Here is a 16,311-nt window from a genome sequence, read left to right on the forward strand (position 1 = left end):
GATGCACCACGTGTGTCGACGGGGATGGATTACCACTCCCTCAACGCGATGCTCAACCTCTACGGTCCGAACGGCGAGATCCAGTTCGACAAAGACAAAGAGGCGGCGCGCGAGTATTTCCTCCAGCACGTCAACCAGAACACCGTCTTCTTCCACTCACTGAAGGAGCGGCTCGACTACCTCGTCGAGAAGGAGTACTACGAGCAGGCCGTGCTCGACCAGTACTCGTTCGACTTCATCCAGAAGCTCAACGACCTCGCCTACTCGAAGAAGTTCCGCTTCGAGACCTTCCTCGGCGCGTTCAAGTACTACACGAGCTACACGCTCAAGACGTTCGACGGCAAGCGCTACCTCGAGCGCTTCGAAGACCGCGTCGTGATGACCGCGCTCGGTCTCGCCCAGGGCGACGAGCAGCTCGCCGTCGACCTCGTCGAGGAGATCATCGGCGGCCGCTTCCAGCCGGCCACGCCCACATTCCTCAACACGGGCAAGGCGCAGCGCGGCGAGCTCGTCTCGTGCTTCCTGCTCCGCATCGAAGACAACATGGAGTCGATCGCCCGCGGCATCAACTCGGCGCTGCAGCTGTCGAAGCGTGGCGGTGGCGTCGCACTCTCGCTCAGCAACATCCGTGAATCGGGTGCGCCCATCAAGCAGATCGAGAACCAGTCGTCGGGCATCATCCCCGTCATGAAGCTGCTCGAAGACAGCTTCAGCTACGCCAACCAGCTCGGCGCACGCCAGGGCGCGGGCGCCGTGTACCTCAGCGCGCACCACCCCGACATCCTGCGCTTCCTCGACACCAAGCGTGAGAACGCCGACGAGAAGATCCGCATCAAGACGCTGAGCCTCGGCGTCGTCGTGCCCGACATCACGTTCGAGCTGGCGAAGAACAACGAAGACATGTACCTCTTCTCGCCGTACGACGTCGAGAAGGTCTACAAGAAGCCGTTCGGCGACGTGCCGATCACCGAGCACTACCGCGCCATGGTCGACGACCCGCGCATCAAGAAGACCAAGATCAACGCGCGCGAGTTCTTCCAGACCCTCGCCGAGATCCAGTTCGAGAGCGGCTACCCCTACATCGTGTTCGAGGACACGGTGAACAAGGCCAACCCCATCAAGGGCCGCATCAACATGTCGAACCTGTGCTCCGAGATCCTGCAGGTCAACACGCCGACGACGTACAACGAAGACCTCTCGTACAACGAGATCGGCAAGGACATCAGCTGCAACCTCGGTTCGCTGAACATCGCCCTCACCATGGACTCGCCCGACTTCGGCAAGACCGTCGAGACCGCCATCCGTGGCCTCACCGCGGTGTCGAACATGAGCCACATCACCTCGGTGCGCTCGATCGAAGACGGCAACGACAAGTCGCACGCCATCGGCCTCGGCCAGATGAACCTGCACGGCTACCTCGCCCGCGAGCGCATCTTCTACGGCAGCGAAGAGGGCATCGACTTCACGAACATCTACTTCTACACGGTGCTCTTCCACGCACTGCGCGCCTCGAACCGCATCGCCATCGAGCGCGGCGAGACCTTCGACGGCTTCGCCGACTCCAAGTACGCGTCGGGTGAGTTCTTCGACAAGTACACGGATGCCCCGTGGGCGCCCGCCACCGCTCGGGTGCAAGAGCTGTTCGACGCATCCGGCGTTCACGTGCCCACGCAGGCCGACTGGGTCGAGTTGAAGGCGTCCATTCAGGAGCACGGCATCTACAACCAGAACCTGCAGGCCGTGCCGCCCACCGGGTCGATCTCGTACATCAACAACTCGACGGCGTCGATCCACCCGATCGCGTCGAAGATCGAGATCCGCAAAGAGGGCAAGCTCGGCCGCGTCTACTACCCGGCGGCGTTCATGACGAACGACAACCTCGAGTACTACCAAGACGCCTACGAGATCGGCTACGAGAAGGTCATCGACACCTACGCCGCGGCGACGCAGCACGTCGACCAGGGCCTCTCGCTCACGCTCTTCTTCAAGGACACGGCGACCACCCGCGACATCAACCGCGCGCAGATCTACGCGTGGAAGAAGGGCATCAAGACCATCTACTACATCCGCCTCCGGCAGATGGCGCTCGAGGGCACGGAGCTCGACATGTGCGTCTCCTGCATGCTGTGAGCAGCTCGCTCGTTTTGAAGACTCGTAGCCACGCGACATCCGCTCAGAAGGACTGACAGACATGACCCTCACAGACCCGGTGAACTCGGCGAAGAACGACCCGGCGCACGTCGGCGGCAAGCTCAAGCTGGTCACGCACGTCAACGCCATCAACTGGAACAAGATCCAGGATGAGAAAGACGTCGACGTGTGGAACCGTCTCGTCAACAACTTCTGGCTGCCCGAGAAGGTGCCGCTGTCGAACGACATCCAGTCGTGGAACACGCTCACGCCCGACGAGCAGACGCTCACGATGCGCGTCTTCACGGGCCTCACGCTGCTCGACACCATCCAGGGCACGGTCGGCGCGGTCTCGCTCATCCCCGATTCGCTCACCCCGCACGAAGAAGCGGTGTACACGAACATCGCGTTCATGGAGTCGGTGCACGCGAAGAGCTACTCGTCGATCTTCTCGACGCTGTGCTCGACGAAAGACATCGACGAGGCGTTCCGCTGGTCGGTCGAGAACGAGAACCTGCAGAAGAAGGCCTCCATCGTCATGGAGTACTACCAGGGCGACTCGCCGCTGAAGCGTAAGGTCGCCTCGACCCTGCTCGAGAGCTTCCTGTTCTACTCGGGCTTCTACCTGCCCATGTACTGGTCGTCGCGGGCGAAGCTCACCAACACGGCCGACATGATCCGCCTCATCATTCGCGATGAGGCCGTGCACGGCTACTACATCGGCTACAAGTTCCAGAAGGGACTCGAGCTGGTCAGCCAGGCCGAGCGCGACGAGCTGAAGGACTACACGTTCTCGCTGCTCTACGAGCTCTACGACAACGAGGTGCAGTACACGCAAGACCTCTACGACGGCGTCGGCCTCACCGAAGACGTCAAGAAGTTCCTGCACTACAACGCCAACAAGGCCCTCATGAACCTCGGCTACGAGGCGATGTTCCCCTCATCGGTCACCGACGTGAACCCGGCGATCCTCTCGGCGCTGTCACCGAACGCCGACGAAAACCACGACTTCTTCTCGGGGTCGGGCTCTTCGTACGTGATCGGCAAGGCCGTGGTTACCGAGGATGAGGACTGGGACTTCTGACGAACGGAACCGATCCGACCCTCGAGACGCTCCCGTATCCTGCGCCTGAAGGGTGGCTGCCGGACGCGCAGTACTTCCCGACGCCGGTGGTGTGGGCGGTGGGTGGTCTCGCGGTGGCGGCCGGCATTGGTTCAGCGCTGCTCACAACGGTGGGGTCGCCGGTGTGGGGTGTCGTGCTCGCCGTGCTCTTCGGGTTGCTGGCGCTGGCCGCTACCGCATTCGGCCTCTTCGCCGTGCGTCGGAGTCCTCCGCAGCTGATCAATGCCGTGACGCTCGGCCGAGCCACGGTGCGGCCGGTCGACGACTGGGTGCACTTCTGCCGTGAACGCCCAGTGCGGGTCTGGAGCGTGCTGTGGCTGACCTTGACCGGGCTCGGCTCCGGTGTGCTGCTCGGGCTGGCGATGCCGGGCGTGCTGGGCGCATCCGGTGGCCTCTGGTGGCTGTTCCTGTTCGTTCCGTTGCTCGCGCTCTGCTTCGTGCCTGTTGGGGCCGGGATGCTCCAACTCGTGCTCGACCGAAAGAACACCTCCTTCGGTAGGATCCCGGTCGGACTCACCCTCAGTCGTCATGGCGTGGCGCGGTATCTGGTCGCCGGTGTGCGATGGGTGCCATGGGAGACGATCAGCGGCGTCGAGGCGCAGATCCACTCTCGCGTCAGCATTCGTCGCATCGGTGGAGCCGAGCCATTGGAGTTCACCGCGGGTGTCTTCGAGCAGGACGCGGTGCTCGTGTACTGTGCGGTGCGTTTCTACATCGAGCACCCCGAGTTGCGTAAGGAGCTCAGCACGATCGTCGCACAGCGCCGCTTCGAGAGTTGGGATCGCGCGCTCAGCCTTCGCTGAAAGACCGGATCTCTCAGCGCTGTCGTCGAACGCGGAGGAGCCGCGCTTCGTCAGCAGCTCGGGCTCGTCATACGTCATCGGCACGGGTACTACATCGGCTACAAGTTCCAGAAGGGACTCGAACTGGTCAGCCAGGCCGAGCCTAGTCGAAAGGCGTGCGACCTCTCAGGAGCATCACGTCAGCGTTCTTGGAACTATTACTGCTGGCAGTCGGCGTCGAGGATTCGCAGTCGATGAGAGTCTTGAGGCTGTGGCGTTTGAGGCCGCTTCACCGGGCACTTTCGCGGGCGGGTGTTACGAGAATAGGCAAACCGCGAGACGCAGGTCGCGGCCTGCGTCACGCGGTGCTCACCAGTAGGAACGGGGGAAGGATCTCGTGGCAAAGGTCTTCAGCACGTTCCACTACAGCGATCGCGATGCCGAGCATCTGCATGAAGAGATGCGCAAGCTCGTCGCCGCCCTTGATGAACGCGCCGCGGAGTTTGGGCGCGGAGCGCGAGGATGATGAGGTTGTCGTCGCTCGAGGAGAGCGGGCGGCCGAGCTGTTCCCAGTCCGTTCGAGTGCCGGACGAACGTTCCACCACGTGGACGCGGGGTAGAGGCCCGACGTCACGAAGCGCGGGCGTGTGCCGCGCAGTGCGTATCGGGCAGCGAATGCAGCTCGTTCTCGTTCGACAACAGCCGGGCCCGGGTGCCATTCCACGTCCAGCGCGCTGGTGAGGTCGTCAATGCCGGGATCCGGAGTGCCCGCGGTGAGGCTTCTTGTCTGAACAGGTTTTTCGAGTGGTGTCGGATTCGCGCGAAGTCGTTCGTTGACTTCATGAATGGCCCCCAATGTGGGTGCCGAAGTCATGGAGAACCAAACCAATGAAACTTACGACGATCACGCAGCTCACTCTTGACGGAGTGTCAGGGTAACGGCGGCCCAACTGTTGAAGACCTCGAGGGGGGATTCGAACGCGGCGGATGGGCGAGGGGAGCGGGTGACGACACGACCCGCGACCACATTGCCGCGACGTTCCAGCGAGCCGACGCGTTCCTCTTCGGCCGACGAACATACGACATCCTCCACGAATTCTGGGGCACCATCGAGGACCTGAAACGGCACCCGATCGGAGTGGTCTTTGCACTCGCGCTACTCACTGCGGTCATCTGCCTGATCGTGTTCCTCATCTCGGCGACGAAGGCCTCAGCCGTCATGGCCCGCTACCGTCGGGTGCAGACGGAACTGCTCCTCGCAGATGCCTCGGACGGCGGGCCACATGACGACGACATCAGCGGCGACACTCGCCCGCCCGCCGCGCCCTGACCACGGTGCGCAATCGGCCACCCGAGCCGATGCGACCTGAATTGCACCGGAGGTCGATCCCCTTACCGGACACCCGCACCACACCTCGACTGCGATCGCAGATTCCGGTCTCATTCGACACGAACAACGTCACTCCTTCCAACAGGCGATACTGAGCAAACGAAGTGTTCGTTGTTCAGCATTTCCGGAGTATGTGAGGACGGGACCAATGCCGAAATCTGTTCAAGGCAGGGCAGGCTTCGCCGGCGGGAACGATCCATGCTGGTGAACAGACGGCAGGCGTTGGCGATCGGAGCGCTCGTGATCGCCGTCGGGGTTGTGATGGCAGGCTGCGCACCGATTCGCCTCCAACCGCCAATGGCCGCAGCAATCCGGCAGCACGGAGCTGACCTGGAGCTAGCCGTGTGCGAAGCCATCACGGCCGAGCGCATCTATGTCGGTGTCCGGAACTCGGAGACCGACGGTGACTGGCTGACACTGACCGACCTGCAGGGATCGACGACGATCGAACCAGGGTCAGTCCTCCGCGTAGGAGACGAGCTCCCGGGCATGAGCGCCATCATCGACCCCTCGCCCCGAACGCGCTTGGATGGGGAGGACTTCAGTGTTAGCATCCGGAACGACAGCGACGCGTTGACCATCTTCTTCGCCGCTGTCCCGTGGGATGATCTCAGCGGCGACTGGTTCTATACCGACGGCAAGAGCTCCGAAGAACCATGCGGACACTTTCAGGAATGGATCTCGACGCACTGACCCTTCGTCAATCGCCGCGACCATTGCGCAGGCGACTCAGGCCGGCACGTAGCTGTTTTCGCCTGTAGGTGCAGTGGTGAAGCATGAGGCATCGCACCGACTGAAGCTGCCCAAGATCGGCGGCCGCAGCGGACGCCACGACGTCGGTAACCGCGAAGGATCCTCGAGCCGTTCCGCAACCGGATCCCCAACCTGGTAATTCTAGCGGCCGGCGTTCACCTCGGCCTCGTAGGCGTCGCCAGCCGCACGCATTTCGTCCTCGGTGACGAAGCCGGACTCGGCGAGCAGGATCGGGCGGAACGACTCAACACCGTTGCGGCAGATCACGTCGTCGTGCCAGTCGTTGTTCATGGACGGCTCGTAGAAGCAATCCCACGCCCCCGACATCGCATCTTCAATCTCGTTCTGCGTCGGATCCTCTATGACCGACTCGGGTGCAACGTATGCCTGATCGGTCGGGCCTCCACCCGACTCATCTGAAGCAGCAAGCTCGATGAATCGGAAGATTTCCCCGCCTGACCACACGTTGAAGACGACCAAGATCAACGCAGGGATCCCCACGACCGTTAGCACCCGCCAGACCAATGGGAGCTCGTCGGAGTTGCGTTTCGATGGTTGGTAAGGCATCAGACGCTGGCTCTCCCTGTCGAGTCGATTCATCATGACGGTTACGCGACCGCGGAAGAAGCCCACATGCGGGGGTCGCCGGGACCGCGATAACGGCCGCTGTCGTTGGTAAGGCGGACCCCGTCATCACACGCGTCACTTTGCCCGCCTGAGCCTCGTCGATGAGGCCTTGCCGTGTTCCCTCCCTGACCAAGTACTACTCGATGACGCCCGAGGAACGTCGCACGAAGCGGCCCGGCAAGGGACCGGCTAGTGGGCGCCGGGTGACTGCTGATTCGACGTGGCGCCAGAAACGTTCGAAACCCCGAGTTTCGACCGCGCGCGGCGCAATGGAGTCCGGGACGGCAGAATCAGGGGTCTTCCTCGGAGGCCCCGCATGGTTCTGACCACCTCGATACGACGGGTCAAAAACCATCGTTTGTGATGCTCCGGGCGCTGTCCTGCTTTGGCGCCCGGGGGTCAGCCCTGTTCGGTGGGCATGATCCACAGCTCCCCGATAGCGGTGTGCCGGGGGCGGGTAACCATGTAGGCGACCCCGTCGGCGATGTCTTCGGGGTCGAGCATTTTGAAGCCGCCGAAGTTCTTCTCGATGTCGGCGAGGATGTCGTCGCTGTTGTGGGAGTCGAGTTCGGTGTCCACTTTGCCGGGTTCGAGAACGCCGACGCGGAGGTGGCCGGCTGCGAGTTCTTGGCGGAGGGCTTCGCTGAAGCCGTTCACGCCGAACTTCGTCATGTTGTACGCGGCCATTGTGGGGAACGAGGTTCGGCCGGCGATGGAGGAGACGTTCACGATGTCCGCGACGTGACGGGGATGCTCGCCGGCCGCGTTCTGCAGGTGCGGGAGCGCGGCTTTGGTCATGTACAGCAGGCCCTGCTGGTTTACTGCGATCATCCGGTCCCATTGGTCGAGGTCGGCGTCCGCGACGGTGCCGAGGATCATGTAGCCGGCGTTATTCACCAAGATGTCGAGCCGGCCGAAACGTTCGACCGCTTGTGCGACGGCGGCCTCTGCCTGGCTGCGGTCGGTGATGTCGGTGGGGATGGCGTAGGCGGTGCCGCCGACATCCTCGATCGCCGCGGCGAGCTCGTCGATCCGGTCCTTTCGGCGCGCGACCAGAGCGACGGCCGCGCCCTGCTGGGCGAGGTGCACGGCGGTGGCGCGGCCGATGCCACTGCTGGCGCCGGTGATGAGAGCGACGGTTCCGGTCAGCTTCATTGAGGGTCCTTCTTCTTGGCATGCGTCGACGTCGAGCCGCAGGGGCGCGGCTGGGTGGTGAGGGCACGGGGCCAGATGACGCCGTGCCGGGGCAACGGATTGAGGCGTGCGAGTTCTTAGGCGTCGTTGTGGTTGAGGGAGGTCGACAGTTCACGGAACGCGTCCGCCTGTGCGCGAAGGTCGTTGCCCTTCTGCTCCGCGATCTGGACCGCGTCAGCTCCGGCGAGCCACCGCAGCGGCGGCTCGTCGCGGTCGACGACGGAGATCAGCGCGGCGGCGAGCTTGGCGGGGTCACCGGGCTGCTTGCCGTTCACGCTCTTCCATCCCTCGATGGTCGCCTTCGTGCGGTCGGCGTAGTCGGGGATCGACAGTTCCGGCCACAGCGTCGAGGACCCCTCGACGAGCAGCTCGGTGCGGAAGAACCCGGGCTCGACGACCGTGGTGGTGATGCCGTACGGGGCGAGATCGAAGCGGATGGATTCCATCCAGCCCTCGAGCGCGAACTTCGACGCGCAGTACGCGGCGACGAACTCCTGACCGATCAGGCCCGCGGTCGAGCTGAACGTGACGACTTGGCCGCTGCGCTGGTTGCGCATGACCGGGAGGACGGCGCGGGTGACGTTCAGCGGGCCGAAGAAGTTCACCTCCATCTGGTGGCGGAACTGCTCCGGGCTGATCTCCTCGAAGAACCCCGCGTAGAACAAGCCCGCGTTGTTGACGAGCACATCGATCCGGCCGAAGCGCGCAACAGTGGCATCCACGGCGGCCTGCGCGGCGTTCTCATCGGTGATGTCCAGCGCGACCGGAAGCAGGTTCTCCCGCTCGCCGAAGACTTCCGTGACGCGTGCCGCATCGCGGGCGGTAGCGACCACCGAGTGGCCGGCGGCCAGTGCCGCGTTGACGATGTCGACGCCCATGCCGCGTGCTGCGCCGGTGATGAACCAAACCTTGCTGTCACTCATCGGTGACCCCTTCCGTGTCGGTGATTCCAGTGAACGCGGCTTCCCACACACGAGGCAGACCCTACGTATCCGGTTAACACCAGGGACCCCCTACCCGACACAGATCGGCGTACCGTCGAAGCATGGACAGCCGCAGCGAGATCCGCGAGTTCCTCATCACTCGCCGAGCCCGGCTGACCCCCGAACGAGCCGGGCTCCCCGACTTCGGAGGTCGCCGCCGCGTCGCGGGCCTGCGACGCGAAGAGGTCGCCCTCGTAGCCGGTATCAGCGTTGAGTACTACACCCGCCTCGAGCGAGGCAACGCCGCCGGAGTCTCCGAAGCAGTCCTCGATGGCATCAGCCGCGCCTTGCAACTCGATGACGCAGAGCACGCCCACCTGCACGACCTCGTCAGGGCCGCGAACGCGAGCCCGGGAACGGCCCGTCGTCGCAGCCCCGCCAGGGCGCAACAGATTGCACCAAGTGTTCGACAGATGATCGACGCCATGAAGGACGTCGCCGTCGTCATCCAGAACGGCCGGGGCGACATCGTTGCAGCAAATGGCCTGGGCCAAGCGGTGTACTCCGAGATGTTTCTGCAGCCGCTGAAACCCCCGAACTTCGGACGGTTCGTGTTTCTCGATCCGCGGTCTCAGGACTTCTACCTCGACTGGGACGAGGCCGCACGGCAAACCGTGGCCATTCTCCGGAGCGAGGCCGGCCGCGCGCCGCACGACCGCAGCCTGAGCAACCTCATCGGTGAGCTCTCTACCCGCAGCGCTACCTTTCGCACGCTCTGGGCATCGCACAACGTCCGCGAGCACCGCACCGGGCGCAAGGAGATCCACCACCCCCTCGTCGGCGACATGGCCCTCTCATTCGAAGGCCTTCAGGTCACCAGCGCACCAGGCCTGCTGATGCTGGCCTACACGGCCGAGCCGGGCTCCACATCACACGACAAGCTCCAACTCCTCGCCAACTGGACAGCGCCCACCAGCCACGAGAACCCCATCCAGGAACCGGCACAACCCGACTCAGTCGCCCACGAGTGAGACACGGTAGTCACAAACGATGGCGGTCTCAACCGATCAGTGCACCACCCGATGCATCAAGGTTAAGACAGCGTCTGGGAACACGTCGGTGTCAGGTTGACTCGTTGATCGGTTGAGACCGCGATCGTTTCTGACCCTGACCTGGTTCGAGCTCGCGCGACACGCACCGACTGGTGACGGATCGATCTACTCCGTCTTGACCGATACGTTCTCGGTCAGGTCCGTGGAGACGTCGTCGGGCAGCGGTGTGCCATCGGAGCGGCTGCAGATCGCAGATCGGGGCGGAGCTCGGCCGGCACGCTCCTTCGATCAGTCGGAGCTGTGCGCCGACACTGTGACGCGAACGGGAATCATTTGCCCCGCACGCCGATCACGACGCCTGCTGTCAACGCGCCCGACCGAAGTAATCCACAAACCGCAGAATTGCACGATTCCAGGCGTGCTCATCGCGCTTCGAGGGTCCGAAGAACGGCAAGGAATGTGGGTGGTGTTGCAGCCGCAGCACCACCCACATTCACCCTTAGCCGATCTATCTTTCGTTCGGCATCCCGGCAGGTTCAAGCAGACCCATCACGAAGTCGGGTTGCTTTTTTGATTGGATGTTGTTGGCACGCTTTTCGGCGGACATGCCCCGTGTGTCACCAACGAGGAGGTTCGTTCCGAGCGGCCTCAGCGAGGCATCCGGTGTCACCGGCTCGACGCCGTCAGGAAAGAGGTACGCCTCCGAGTATTCCCCTGATCCGGGAACTTCGTACTTGAGCGCAACGCCATGACTTATGAAGTCCTCTACCTTGGTGCAGCCACTCGACATGCCGCCTTTGGAGAGCGAGACCACTAGGCAGACATTGCCTGAATAGTCTTCACCAGCCCAGTATGACGCCGCACCGTTCTTCCCAAGGAAGCGGGTCGATGATAGGTCGATGCCAGACTCACCATGATCCTCACTGGCGGTCTTCCGGTCACGCTCCGGAAGCGCATCGATCGGGCGGCCGGACGAACCGAGTGCAGCGAGCACCGAGGATGCCGGTTTCACTTGGTCGGCCGCTGACGCTGCTACCCCCGCACTTGCCGCAGGCAAACCAACTATCGCAGCGATACCGATTCCTGCCACCATAGCGCCAGACAGCCCTGCAGTGATGCCGAAGGTCTTAATCAACTTGTGCATTGTTCAATCCCTTCTAGTAGGTGACTCTGCCGGAGAGCGGGAAATTGTAGGGGATCGACTCGACCGGCGGCCAGTTCCACCACACCATGGTGTAGCCCTGGGCGGGTGCGACGTTGCTCCAAGTCGTCCAGACATTAGGGCCGGACTGGACCGAACCCAATACGCCACTTGGTCCCCTTGACATGCCGTAAGACTGGACGTTCAACCACCCCTGCAAACCGACTCCGACACGGGTCTGGCCGCCCCTAACAGGGTTATACGTTGAGCTCACCCGGGATATGCCCTCGGCGGTCTGCAAGTTGGTGACGTATTCAAGGGTTGTTGCTTGCGCAACCCCGACACCGCCGATACTGCCCACAGTTATGCCAAACGCGACTGCAAGCCCGTAGATCATACGAGAGCGCCCACGAGGGCGAGGAGTGACTGTTGTTTGCATTTTTCTCCATCCACTTCGTTGTGAAGTGGGAGTCAATCTTCCACATAAAGATTGCTAAGTAAACAGGGAATAAATTGCCGATGCGGGGATACGATGTAGACAATGACTTCCAGCCCAAGACACCCGATGACCGCAACAGCGATGACGGTCGCCATGCTCAGTGTCACGTTTCTCACTGCTTGCACTTCTGACTTGCCGACCTACGCGATCTTCGAACGTCCGGCGGAGGCGAGCGATGCGCTTCCCGCCGATCTGCCGCAGGATGCCTTGGACACCTTGAGCCCAGAAACTGCTCGCCTGGCGGGCGAGGACGCTGGGAGTGAGCTATACCTAGTGCGAAGCAGCGACCTGACGCAGACATGCCTCCTTGCGTATGCCACAGCCGAGGATTGGTTGTTGGGGTGCAGCGAAGGTGACTCATTCAAGGTCGGGATGAGCCCGATCTCGTATGAGGTGCGGGCAGATGGAATGCCGGCTCCGAAAGAGAAGACCAAGCTCACAACCAACGTCTACAAGCCCTAATCGCGCCGACCCAATCTGCCCGCAGCCGAGCAGAATCGATGGCGGTCTCAACCGATCAGTGCACCACCCGATGCATCAAGGTTAAGACAGCGTCTGGGAACACGTCGGTGTCAGGTTGACTCGTTGATCGGTTGAGACCGCGATCGTTTCTGACCCTCGTACGTTGCGAGTGGGTCTGAGGCTGTCTCCTACCACCCCTCACGACACGACACCGCTGATATCGTGTGCTCAAACGGAAGCGGAGGGCCGCGATGGAGTGGGTAGCTGGGGCGCTGCTTGTAATCGTCGTGCTCGGTGTCGTAGCGACGGTGCTCCTCATCGTGCGCGATCGGCGGAATCGTTCGCTTAGCGCGCATCACTCTGAGTTCCACGGAGATGCGTCGCATGCTGAGGCGATGGGGCGCGCATATGCGGCGGATGTTTCGCGGGACACGGGGATCGGAAGTTCCTAGCTCCGAGATGGGACCCATACGCCACGGTCGCCGTGCCCAGATGACCGCGCGGCTGTAACCCTAGAAGCGGGGCTGCCTGGTGTCCGGCCGGTCAAGCATCCCCTACGGTTCCCATGCTTCGAGTCGCGGTTGGAAGAGCTCCTGCGCGGTCCGCCATTCGAGGACGCGGCGCGGTCGGGTGTTGATGCGTTCGGCGATGTCGTCGAGAACCGGTTCAGGTCGTCGCCTTTGGCGAGGTATTGCCGGAGGAGCCGGTTCGCGTTCTCGTTCGATCCGCGCTGCCATGGGCTCTTCGGATCGCAGAAGTACACCTGCAGGTCGAGGTCGGCGGCCAGTTCCTGATGTTCGGCCATCTCCCGGCCGCGGTCCCAGGTCAGCGATCGCCTGAGCGTGGGCGGCAAGAATCGAAGGTCCCCGGCCACCGCCCGGCGCACGGCGTCGGCCTTGTACCCGTTCGGGAGAGGCACGATGCGCACGAACCGGGTCTGCCGCTCGACGAGTGTGGCGACGGCTGAGGGACGCTTGCCCATCACCAGGTCGCCCTCCCAGTGACCGATCTGGGCACGCTCGAGCACTTCGACGGGCCGGGCGTGGATCGAGGTCATGTTCCGCAGGCGCCCTCGCCCGTGCGAGGACCGGACCCGGCGCGGCCGCCGCACTGACCGGCCTGACCGCAGGTGGCGCGCTGCTCGTGCGCCGAGTTCCTGGCGGGCGGTGACGTAGATGGACCGGTAGATCGTCTCGTGCGAAATCCACCGGGCCCGATCGGTTGGGTGCTGTCTTCGCAGCCAGGCAGCGATCTGTTCGGGCGACCAGTCCTGCTCGAGTTTCGAACGCACCACGGCAAGGAGTGCGGGATCGGTGCCGAGCCGGGTCGGCTTCGGCCGCCGAGCACGATGAGTTGCGGCGGCGTCCGCGGCCGTGGCGCGATAGGAGGCGCGACCGCCATTGCGTCGGATCTCACGGGAGATCGTCGACGGCGACCGGCCGAGCTGCCGCGCGATCGTGCGTGCAGACAAGCCGGCGGCGAGGCCGCGGGACACTTCCTCACGCTCGTTCGCGGTGAGATGCGCGATCGCGCGACGTCGCCGGGGCGGGCGTACTCCGCCACTTCGGCCCAGGCACGACTGCACACTCGACGGATGACACTTCAGCACCCGTGCGATCAGTCGGACCGAATCACCCTCACGCCAACGCTTCCACAGCTCGTCTTCCTCCTCGATCGAGAACGCCATCGCTCGCTACCTCCAACCGGTCATCATTCCGGAAGGTGATGCGTTGATGGGCTGAGACCGCCATGGTTTGTGAGCTGTGTCAGAAGCGAAGGTTTTCGGCCCCTGGTGCCTCGCTCAGCCTTTGTTCTGTGGTGCGCGAGTTGCTCGTGCGGCGTGTCCTCTGCTCGGCTGAAGGAACCATCATCAAGCCGACGATCGCCACCGCCATCACCACCAGCGCGGGCCAGATCACCGGGGTGCCCATGAAGACACGGCAGCGCTTCTCTCAGGGTGCCGCGATAGGCGCTGTGACATCGGGACCGGGTGTAACGCGGGCATTTGGACGCGGTAAGGCGGCCACGCGGCCGCTGTCGTAAACGATCGTTTTCGGTGGTGCCACACGAAGGAGGATCACGCGTCGGATTCAGCGCCGCCATACGTCCAGGTGACCGTACCGTTCCACCCGCCCTCAACGTCGCCCAGTAGCAACGACCGCCAGGTGGTCTGTCCTGCCAGGTATCCGCGCGCCGCCCGTAGTCGCCATGTCTCAGCCGAGAGCGTCAGCACGACCTCGATGGCTCTGCCTAGTGTGACGAGTGTGACCGCCGGAACGCCCGCCTTCTGCGTAAGGCGCAGCAGGTAGTAGTCATTGGTCTGCTTGATGCGATTCGGGTCGGGGATTAATTCGTCGGCGACGTCGGCAGCGAGGAGGTCATGCATGTAACGGTTGCGCTCGTCATACGCTGCGGCGGCGCTGTCCACCGCCGCTCCAATCGCCGAGTGAATCGCAGCATTAGGTACAGGTGCGCAGGCGATCATCGTCCGGCATTGATCGGCAACGATCGTCCAGTTCTGCGAAGCCGACAGAAGAGCCTCGCGCGTGTCTAGACCCCGTAGCTGAGCATGCAAACCGCGCAGAGCGGCATCCAGCTCGACGGACGCCTCAGCGATCCTGCCGCGCACGAACGTCCACTGGTCAGAAAGCGGGAGCTCCGCGAGTTGTTCTAGATCCATGCGCTCAGCATTCCACGGGCCCGTCGAGGATTGCCGATAACGAGCGTTTCTAACGTGACGTGCAACAGGGGTTTAGTAGGTTTCAGCGGTGCGATCGCGGTGGAGTCAGCAGTAGCCAAAGGCCGACTGCGGCACCAGCGACGACGATGCTCATCGGTATCAGGATTGTCCAAACGGGTTCCTGTTGGCGGGCCGCTGCTGCGAATGGAATGAACATTATCGGCAAGGCCGTCAGTCCGAGGAAGATGAGTGCGCCCGGAGCTGTGGCTGATCCGAGCGGGCGGCGGCGCAGGAGCAGTAGTCCGCTGAGGAACACCGCGGGTAGGAAGATCGCCAGATCGAGCACGTGCACAGGGTTTGTCGGGATCTCCCATGTGGATGCGGAGGTGGAAGCTCGTCCGGCGAGGAGGTCGGGGATGATCTCGCTCAGCCATAGCACGGCGAACAATACGGCCGAAGCGATGAGGAACCCGCCAGGGAACAGCACCCGTCGAGTGCCAGTTCCGCTGTCGACGACTCGGTACACGCTGGCCAGTCCGCCGAGCAGGCTGAAGATGGACAGCCCCAGAAACTGCCACCCACATGAGGAACAGAGGCCCGAATTGAATGGAGAGGCAGTAGATGGCGTAGTTGTAGGCGGTGAAGGCAAGGAAGCCGAGTAGGGCGAACCATGACCTGAGCGAGTCGCGTCGCGCACTGACCGCGAGCACCACGACCATCGGCGACACGACGAAGAGGTTGACGAGGTCCTGCGCAATGCCCGCATTGAAGAGGTCAGGCGTCTCCTGCCCGTAGATGCGGTCCGGTCCGATGAGCCCGATGACGCTCCCCACTGCACCGAGAGTGGCGCCGACGACGGAGGTGATGAACCAGGCTCGAGGCAGCCTCGATTGGCGGGCCTTCATGGGTTCCGCTGAAGTGGTCACCCGCCCAACACCGCACACCCGTGGGGTCAAAGACAGGGTGCGGGGCAGCCTCCTCACGGGAGCTATCGTGCGAGCGGGATGTCGGCCTGCCATTGACGGGGCGTACGCTGAGTCGCCTACGAGGAGTCGTCATGCGCGCAGTAGTGGTCTTCGAGTCGATTTGGGGAAACACCGAGCAGCTCGCCCGCGAGGTCGCGGCGGGGATCGGTGGGGAACGCACGGATGTGGTCGACGCGGCATCGGCCCCGGCCGCGCTGGCTGACGACGTCGACCTGCTCGTGGTCGGTGGACCGACACACGCGTTCTCGATGTCCACCGAACAGACTCGCGAATCGGCGCGCCAACAGGGTGCCGTGCACATCCCGGCCAGTGGCATCCGCGAGTGGATCGAGGCGCATCCGTCGCCGGGTCGCGATGTGCGGGTGGCGACGTTCGACACGCGAGTTGTTAGTCCTCGGCTGCCGGGGTCGGCCGCGAAGAAGGCGATGAAACGGCTCGTCGGCCTGGGGTTCCGCCCGATCGCGAAACCTGAGACGTTCGGCGTGTATGGCTACTCGGGGCCGGTTGCCGACGGTGAGCTTGAACGCGCGCGACGCTGGGGAACAGAGCTCGCGGGCCTCCTGCCGTGA

At 63.3% G+C, this 16,311-nt stretch carries 16 protein-coding genes and 1 pseudogene; 8 read left to right on the top strand and 9 right to left on the bottom strand.

Annotated elements, in window-relative coordinates; genetic code table 11:
- Positions 1–24 precede the first annotated feature (24 nt).
- From nrdE to QFZ26_RS12065, 3 genes are all read left to right on the top strand, one after another.
- Positions 25–2,130: a class 1b ribonucleoside-diphosphate reductase subunit alpha gene (gene nrdE, locus QFZ26_RS12055; protein WP_307045067.1), complete on the top strand. Its 2,106-nt coding sequence runs from the start codon at positions 25–27 to the stop codon at positions 2,128–2,130.
- A 61-nt stretch (positions 2,131–2,191) separates the two neighbouring features.
- On the top strand, positions 2,192–3,214 hold the full coding sequence (gene nrdF / locus QFZ26_RS12060) for a class 1b ribonucleoside-diphosphate reductase subunit beta (RefSeq protein ID WP_307042401.1): 1,023 nt from the start codon (positions 2,192–2,194) through the stop codon (positions 3,212–3,214).
- 98 nt (positions 3,215–3,312) lie between these two features.
- Positions 3,313–4,056, top strand: coding sequence for a hypothetical protein (locus QFZ26_RS12065; RefSeq protein ID WP_307042403.1), 744 nt, complete (start codon positions 3,313–3,315; stop codon positions 4,054–4,056).
- Positions 4,057–4,393: 337 nt separating this feature from the next.
- On the opposite strand, the gene QFZ26_RS12070 is transcribed toward QFZ26_RS12065, so the two are convergent.
- Positions 4,394–4,909, bottom strand: a complete 516-nt coding sequence (locus QFZ26_RS12070) for a hypothetical protein (protein ID WP_307042405.1) — start codon at positions 4,907–4,909, stop codon at positions 4,394–4,396.
- A 45-nt stretch (positions 4,910–4,954) separates the two neighbouring features.
- On the opposite strand from QFZ26_RS12070, the gene QFZ26_RS12075 reads away from it, so the two are divergent.
- Together QFZ26_RS12075 and QFZ26_RS12080 are read left to right on the top strand one after the other, a co-directional pair.
- On the top strand, positions 4,955–5,365 hold the full coding sequence (locus QFZ26_RS12075) for a hypothetical protein (protein WP_307042407.1): 411 nt from the start codon (positions 4,955–4,957) through the stop codon (positions 5,363–5,365).
- A 258-nt stretch (positions 5,366–5,623) separates the two neighbouring features.
- Complete coding sequence (locus QFZ26_RS12080; RefSeq protein ID WP_307042409.1) at positions 5,624–6,118, top strand: hypothetical protein; 495 nt, start codon at positions 5,624–5,626, stop codon at positions 6,116–6,118.
- A gap of 201 nt (positions 6,119–6,319) precedes the next feature.
- Here the strand turns inward: QFZ26_RS12080 and QFZ26_RS12085 are convergent, their stop codons facing one another.
- The 3 genes from QFZ26_RS12085 to QFZ26_RS12095 all read right to left on the bottom strand — a co-directional run bounded on the left by QFZ26_RS12085 (position 6,320) and on the right by QFZ26_RS12095 (position 8,922).
- Entirely contained in the window at positions 6,320–6,781 is a 462-nt protein-coding gene (locus QFZ26_RS12085) for a hypothetical protein (protein ID WP_307042411.1), read from the bottom strand.
- A 423-nt stretch (positions 6,782–7,204) separates the two neighbouring features.
- A complete protein-coding gene (locus QFZ26_RS12090; protein WP_307042413.1) occupies positions 7,205–7,960 on the bottom strand; it encodes an SDR family oxidoreductase in 756 nt (251 codons plus the stop codon).
- A 116-nt stretch (positions 7,961–8,076) separates the two neighbouring features.
- The gene (locus tag QFZ26_RS12095; protein WP_307042415.1) at positions 8,077–8,922 is read right to left on the bottom strand and encodes an SDR family NAD(P)-dependent oxidoreductase; all 846 of its coding nucleotides are present in this window, start codon (positions 8,920–8,922) and stop codon (positions 8,077–8,079) included.
- 122 nt (positions 8,923–9,044) lie between these two features.
- Between QFZ26_RS12095 and QFZ26_RS12100 the strand changes: the two genes are divergently transcribed.
- Complete coding sequence (locus QFZ26_RS12100; RefSeq protein ID WP_307042418.1) at positions 9,045–9,953, top strand: helix-turn-helix transcriptional regulator; 909 nt, start codon at positions 9,045–9,047, stop codon at positions 9,951–9,953.
- 529 nt (positions 9,954–10,482) lie between these two features.
- Here the strand turns inward: QFZ26_RS12100 and QFZ26_RS12105 are convergent.
- Positions 10,483–11,118 carry a hypothetical protein gene (locus tag QFZ26_RS12105; protein WP_307042420.1) on the bottom strand — a complete coding sequence of 212 codons (636 nt, stop codon included), beginning with the start codon at positions 11,116–11,118 and terminating at the stop codon, positions 10,483–10,485.
- A gap of 562 nt (positions 11,119–11,680) precedes the next feature.
- On the opposite strand from QFZ26_RS12105, the gene QFZ26_RS12110 reads away from it, so the two are divergent.
- Positions 11,681–12,076 (top strand): hypothetical protein, encoded by a 396-nt coding sequence (locus tag QFZ26_RS12110; RefSeq protein ID WP_307042422.1) that lies wholly within the window; start codon positions 11,681–11,683, stop codon positions 12,074–12,076.
- A gap of 554 nt (positions 12,077–12,630) precedes the next feature.
- Here the strand turns inward: QFZ26_RS12110 and QFZ26_RS12115 are convergent.
- The 4 genes and pseudogenes from QFZ26_RS12115 to QFZ26_RS12130 all read right to left on the bottom strand — a co-directional run bounded on the left by QFZ26_RS12115 (position 12,631) and on the right by QFZ26_RS12130 (position 15,243).
- Positions 12,631–13,763, bottom strand: a pseudogene (locus QFZ26_RS12115) (IS30 family transposase).
- Positions 13,764–13,842: 79 nt separating this feature from the next.
- Entirely contained in the window at positions 13,843–14,007 is a 165-nt protein-coding gene (locus QFZ26_RS12120) for a hypothetical protein (RefSeq protein WP_307042425.1), read from the bottom strand.
- Positions 14,008–14,153: 146 nt separating this feature from the next.
- Entirely contained in the window at positions 14,154–14,756 is a 603-nt protein-coding gene (locus QFZ26_RS12125; RefSeq protein ID WP_307042426.1) for a hypothetical protein, read from the bottom strand.
- A gap of 82 nt (positions 14,757–14,838) precedes the next feature.
- Entirely contained in the window at positions 14,839–15,243 is a 405-nt protein-coding gene (locus tag QFZ26_RS12130) for a hypothetical protein (RefSeq protein WP_307042428.1), read from the bottom strand.
- A gap of 570 nt (positions 15,244–15,813) precedes the next feature.
- On the opposite strand from QFZ26_RS12130, the gene QFZ26_RS12135 reads away from it, so the two are divergent.
- On the top strand, positions 15,814–16,311 hold the full coding sequence (locus QFZ26_RS12135; protein WP_307042430.1) for a flavodoxin family protein: 498 nt from the start codon (positions 15,814–15,816) through the stop codon (positions 16,309–16,311).

The organism is Agromyces ramosus (assembly GCF_030817175.1).
Taxonomy (GTDB): domain Bacteria; phylum Actinomycetota; class Actinomycetes; order Actinomycetales; family Microbacteriaceae; genus Agromyces; species Agromyces ramosus_A.

Bases quoted from the DNA above. Each gene is read 5' to 3' on its own strand.
- nrdE (WP_307045067.1), top strand. From the start codon at position 25: ATGGATTACCACTCCCTCAACGCGATGCTCAACCTCTACGGTCCGAAC.
- nrdF (WP_307042401.1), top strand. From the start codon at position 2,192: ATGACCCTCACAGACCCGGTGAACTCGGCGAAGAACGACCCGGCGCAC.
- QFZ26_RS12070 (WP_307042405.1), bottom strand. From the start codon at position 4,909: ATGACTTCGGCACCCACATTGGGGGCCATTCATGAAGTCAACGAACGA.
- QFZ26_RS12080 (WP_307042409.1), top strand. From the start codon at position 5,624: ATGCTGGTGAACAGACGGCAGGCGTTGGCGATCGGAGCGCTCGTGATC.
- QFZ26_RS12085 (WP_307042411.1), bottom strand. From the start codon at position 6,781: ATGATGAATCGACTCGACAGGGAGAGCCAGCGTCTGATGCCTTACCAA.
- QFZ26_RS12090 (WP_307042413.1), bottom strand. From the start codon at position 7,960: ATGAAGCTGACCGGAACCGTCGCTCTCATCACCGGCGCCAGCAGTGGC.
- QFZ26_RS12095 (WP_307042415.1), bottom strand. From the start codon at position 8,922: ATGAGTGACAGCAAGGTTTGGTTCATCACCGGCGCAGCACGCGGCATG.
- QFZ26_RS12100 (WP_307042418.1), top strand. From the start codon at position 9,045: ATGGACAGCCGCAGCGAGATCCGCGAGTTCCTCATCACTCGCCGAGCC.
- QFZ26_RS12105 (WP_307042420.1), bottom strand. From the start codon at position 11,118: ATGCACAAGTTGATTAAGACCTTCGGCATCACTGCAGGGCTGTCTGGC.
- QFZ26_RS12110 (WP_307042422.1), top strand. From the start codon at position 11,681: ATGACCGCAACAGCGATGACGGTCGCCATGCTCAGTGTCACGTTTCTC.
- QFZ26_RS12120 (WP_307042425.1), bottom strand. From the start codon at position 14,007: ATGGGCACCCCGGTGATCTGGCCCGCGCTGGTGGTGATGGCGGTGGCG.
- QFZ26_RS12125 (WP_307042426.1), bottom strand. From the start codon at position 14,756: ATGGATCTAGAACAACTCGCGGAGCTCCCGCTTTCTGACCAGTGGACG.
- QFZ26_RS12135 (WP_307042430.1), top strand. From the start codon at position 15,814: ATGCGCGCAGTAGTGGTCTTCGAGTCGATTTGGGGAAACACCGAGCAG.